Origin of the sequence: Streptomyces hainanensis, from assembly GCF_004348415.1 — a bacterium.
In the GTDB taxonomy this organism is placed as follows: Bacteria; Actinomycetota; Actinomycetes; order Streptomycetales; family Streptomycetaceae; genus Streptomyces; species Streptomyces hainanensis.
On sequence record NZ_SMKI01000598.1, the window covers coordinates 1 to 4,001 of the forward strand.

Genomic DNA, 4,001 nt, shown 5'->3' on the forward strand with positions numbered 1-4,001 from the left:
GGGCGGAGGTACCCGCCTAACGGCTGGCCGATCGCCGGTCTGGGCGGGGGGTGTCGCGCCATGCGCGTTGGATGACGCGGTAGTCGATGACGGTGATCCCCTCCCGGCGGATCAGGTCGCGTGCCTCGGGGGAGGTCAGGAACGCGTGGTCGGCGTCGCGCACCCGCCAGCCCTCGGGCTCGGCCGCGCGCCACTGAGGCGTGTCGAGTGCCGGGTGCACCGCCCACTCGCTCAGGCCGGGTGGCAGGGCGCGGAGCAGCGCGGCGTAGTGGGCGTGCTTGTCCTCGGTGGGCAGCGCGAAGCTGTCCAGGAACAGGTGGTCGACGACCGGCAGCCCGCGCTCGCGGAGCCTCCGGCGCGCCGGCTCCAGCCAGATCCGGACGGCGAGCCCGTACTCGGCGGCCAGCGCCACCGTCAGGTCGAGGATGTCGTCGCGCCCGCCGTCCGCGAGGCAGTGGAAGTCGAGGTGGGTCGGCGACCGGCCGACGTCCTTCGCGGCGTCGATCTGGGCCCGGAACTCCCGCTCGACCTCGTCCACCCGCGCCTGGCCGAGGAGCCGGGCCCGGTCGCCCGGCGAGTTGGTGAGGAAGCGACCGTCCGGGTCGAGGAGCGAGGGCACCAGCGCCGGATCGGCCAGCGGCCCCCACGGCGCGCGCTCGGTGTCACGGACCAGGGTGAGGTGGATGCCGAACGGCACGGCGAGGCGGTCGCGCAGCAGCCGGATCGCGTCGGGTGCGCCGGGGCACGGCGTCATCAGGCTGCAGGAGCTCACGACACCGTTCTCGACGGCGTCGAGGATGCCGGCGTTGACCGCCTCGTGCATGCCCAGGTCGTCGGCGTTGAGGAGCAGCACCCGGGCGTCCGGTGGAAAGCCGAGCAACTCGGTGGCGAGTGGCGTGGGTTGGCGCATCGGCCCAGCATGCCGGAGCGCGGCGCGGCCGGCTCGGGTTTTCCGGCCCCGGGGGTCCCGTCCCGGGCAGCGGTCAGCGGTCCGCGTCGAGCACCGACGGCGTCCGCTGGAGGGCCGCCAGGCTGGCGCCCGCCACGACGCCGGCGGCGAGGAAGGCGCTCCGCGAGCGCCAGGAGAGCACGGACCAGCGCGACTGGGCGGAGAGCACGGAGCCGACACTCAGCCAGGAACCGGCCGAGAGCAGCGAGAGCGCCGAGCCGATCGACGCCACCGACAGGGTGCTGCCGACCGATCCGACGGAGAGCGCGGAGCCGACCGACCCGATGGAGAGCACCGAACCGGTGGAGGCGATGGACAGCACCGAGTCCTCGGAGCAGAGCGACAGACGGGAACCTTTGGAGGAGGCCATGCGCCCCATCCTGCCGCGCCACGGCGGAACCCGCACCCGGGTCCCCGGTCCTGGCCCGGGCCGGGCGAATCCGACTACCGTCGCGGGCATGGATCGCCTGTCCGAGATCACGTTCCGGCTGCCCGCCACGCCCGCATCGCGGGCCTTCCTCGGCGAGTTGGCCACGCTGTGGGCCGACGTGCCGTACGCCGGCGGCGACGCGGACGGCGGCCTGTGCCTCACCCCGCCACACCCGGCCGGCGCCCACCCGGTGACGACGTTCCGGCTGGCCGACGTGCCCACGCCGGAGGTCGTGTTCTCCACGGGCCACGCCATCGGCGTCTGGGAGTCCGCCGAGCCGCCGGAGGATCACGTCCACCCCGCCCCGGTCGAGCTCGCCGACCTCACCCGCCGCCTCGCCGGCCAGGTGCGGCGGATCGACCACACGGGCGTGAACGTGCCCTCGCGCTTCGTCCCGCCCGAGGGGTGGCGCGACCTGGTATCCGGGCTCGCCGCGTCGTCCGCCCTGTACCGCTACCCCACGGGCGAGGAGTGGCCGTTCGTGCTGCCCTCGACGCCGGACGAACTCGCCGACGACATCCGCGACTTCGTCGTCGGCCGCGAGCCGCGGTTCGAGCTGGTCCACGAGACGCGGCAGACGCGGACGCTCTGGCAGTTCGCGCTCTGGACCGACCTCACCCGCGCGGAGCTCCAGCGGCTGTTCCCGGAACCGGAGGGCTTCACGTTCCCCGAGTTGGCGGACGTCTTCCGGGTCGTCCCCGTCGCCTCCCCCTGGCCGGACCTGGGCCTCAGGTTCGACCTCTGCTACCGCGTCGACGCGGGCCCGACCGACTGGGAGACCGGCGAATGGCTCGTCACGGAGGGCGGCCGCGTTCGCTGAACCCGTCGAGGCCCGCGGCCAGCCTGCCGGTGTGTGCCGACCGATGAGTTTCTCGCCGGGTTCGGGTCGGCAGAGGCAGGACGTGACACGTACCGGAGGGTGCCCGTTGGCCGGGCACGCCCCATTGAGGATGTGACAGGGTGGACAGCGAACCGGATGCGGTGCTGGGGCCGTTCTCGTCTCCAGGCGCGCGGGCCACGCCGTGGGCGTCGGTGTTGACGGTCCTCGGTGAGGCGGAGGTGTTCTGGCTTTCCACGGTGCGGCCTGACGGGCGACCGCACGTGACGCCCCTGTTGGCGGCCTGGAGTCTGGGGGGCATGTGCTTCACCACGGGTGGTCAGGAGCGCAAGGCGCGTAACCTCGATCGCCATCCCCACTGCGCGCTGACGACCGGCACGAGTGCCCTGACCGGTGTGGACGTCGTCATCGAGGGCGTCGCGTCCGTGGTGGACGGGCGCTCCGAGCGGCAACAGGCCGTCGCGGACTTCGAGCGGAAGTACGGTCCGCATCTGACCAGCCCCGAGGGTTCCTGGTACGGGTTGGGCGAGGCCGTCGTCGCGGGCGGCGTCAGGCTGTATCGCGTCGCGCCGACCGTCGGCTTCGCGTTCGGAAAGCTGCCGACGTCCAGCCAGACCCGCTACACGTGGCCGAGCCCGTGACGATGGCGTCCTCGCTACAGCACAAGGTCCAAGGCGTCCTCGACGAACTCGTCGACACCGGAGCCGAGACCGGCCTGCAGGTCGCCGTCCACCACCGGGGTGTTCTCGTAGTCGACGCCGTCGCCGGTGTCGCCGACGGCCGGACCGGGCGCGGGGCGACCCCGGAGACTCCGTTCTTCGGCTTCTCCGCCGGGAAGGCCATGACGTCGCTGATCGCCCATCTGCTCGTCAGGACCGGTGCGGTCGGATACGACACCCGGGTGGTCGATGTGTGGCCGGAGTTCGGTGCCCACGGCAAGGCGACGGCGACGCTTCGGCACGTGCTGACGCACTCGGTCGGCGTGCCGGCGATGCCTCGTGGCATCGGCCCTGCCGACCTGCCCGACTGGGCTCGGGTCTGCGCCGCGATCGCCGGCGCCGAACCGCGGTGGCGGCCCGGTGCCGAGACGGGGTACCACTCGTTCACGTACGGCTTCCTGGTCGGGGAGATCGCACGCCGGGCCACGGGCCAACCGATGCGGCACCTCCTGCGCGAGTGGGTCTCCGTGCCACTCGGTATCGAGGGCGGCCTGTACTTCGGTGTGCCCCGGACCGAGCTGGCCCGGCTGGCACGCCTCGAAGACGCCGCGCCGCCCCCGGTCGCCCCGCCGGACGGCGATGCCGTACTCGCGCCCTGGGAGACGCGGCCGACCGCGGGGATGGGCAACAGCCACGAGATCCTGCGAGCGGACATCCCGTCGGTCGGCACCTTCACCGCGCGGGCGATGGCCGCCATGAACGCCGCGGTTCTCGACGGCCGGCTCGTCGGCTCGCGCCAGCTCGGGGAGTTGACGGCGGTGGCCTTCGAGGGCACCGACCAGGTCTTCGGCAACCCCGCACGGCTGGCCCTGGGCTATCCGCTCGGCCGCATCGGTACCCGGCCGGACGAGACGCCCACCACGTTCGGCTGTGTCGGAGGCGGCGGCAGCTACGTCTACGCCGACACCGCCACCGGCACCTCCTTCGCGATGGCCAAGACCCGTCTGACCCCTCACTTCGACACCGCGCGACGCCTCGCGGACCTGGTCGCGGCCGAGACCGACCCGCGTGCCTGAGTATCGACACCAGGGGTCGTTCCGCCGGGGCTGTCTCTTATACANAACT

General features: G+C 73.0%; 5 protein-coding genes. 3 read left to right on the top strand and 2 right to left on the bottom strand.

The window, feature by feature from the left end; genetic code table 11:
* Positions 1-16 precede the first annotated feature (16 nt).
* Both E1283_RS33210 and E1283_RS33215 read right to left on the bottom strand, forming a co-directional pair.
* Positions 17-910, bottom strand: coding sequence for a polysaccharide deacetylase family protein (locus tag E1283_RS33210; protein WP_132821884.1), 894 nt, complete (start codon positions 908-910; stop codon positions 17-19).
* A gap of 73 nt (positions 911-983) precedes the next feature.
* Positions 984-1,319 (bottom strand): hypothetical protein, encoded by a 336-nt coding sequence (locus E1283_RS33215; RefSeq protein ID WP_132821885.1) that lies wholly within the window; start codon positions 1,317-1,319, stop codon positions 984-986.
* An 88-nt stretch (positions 1,320-1,407) separates the two neighbouring features.
* Here E1283_RS33215 and E1283_RS33220 point away from each other — a divergent pair, with 88 nt between their 5' ends.
* The 3 genes from E1283_RS33220 to E1283_RS33230 all read left to right on the top strand — a co-directional run bounded on the left by E1283_RS33220 (position 1,408) and on the right by E1283_RS33230 (position 3,952).
* The gene (locus tag E1283_RS33220; protein WP_132821886.1) at positions 1,408-2,199 is read left to right on the top strand and encodes a hypothetical protein; all 792 of its coding nucleotides are present in this window, start codon (positions 1,408-1,410) and stop codon (positions 2,197-2,199) included.
* A gap of 140 nt (positions 2,200-2,339) precedes the next feature.
* Positions 2,340-2,858, top strand: a complete 519-nt coding sequence (locus E1283_RS33225; RefSeq protein WP_132821887.1) for a pyridoxamine 5'-phosphate oxidase family protein — start codon at positions 2,340-2,342, stop codon at positions 2,856-2,858.
* On the top strand, positions 2,855-3,952 hold the full coding sequence (locus E1283_RS33230) for a serine hydrolase domain-containing protein (protein WP_132821888.1): 1,098 nt from the start codon (positions 2,855-2,857) through the stop codon (positions 3,950-3,952). Before E1283_RS33225 ends, E1283_RS33230 begins: the two co-directional genes overlap by 4 nt.
* Positions 3,953-4,001: the final 49 nt, after the last annotated feature.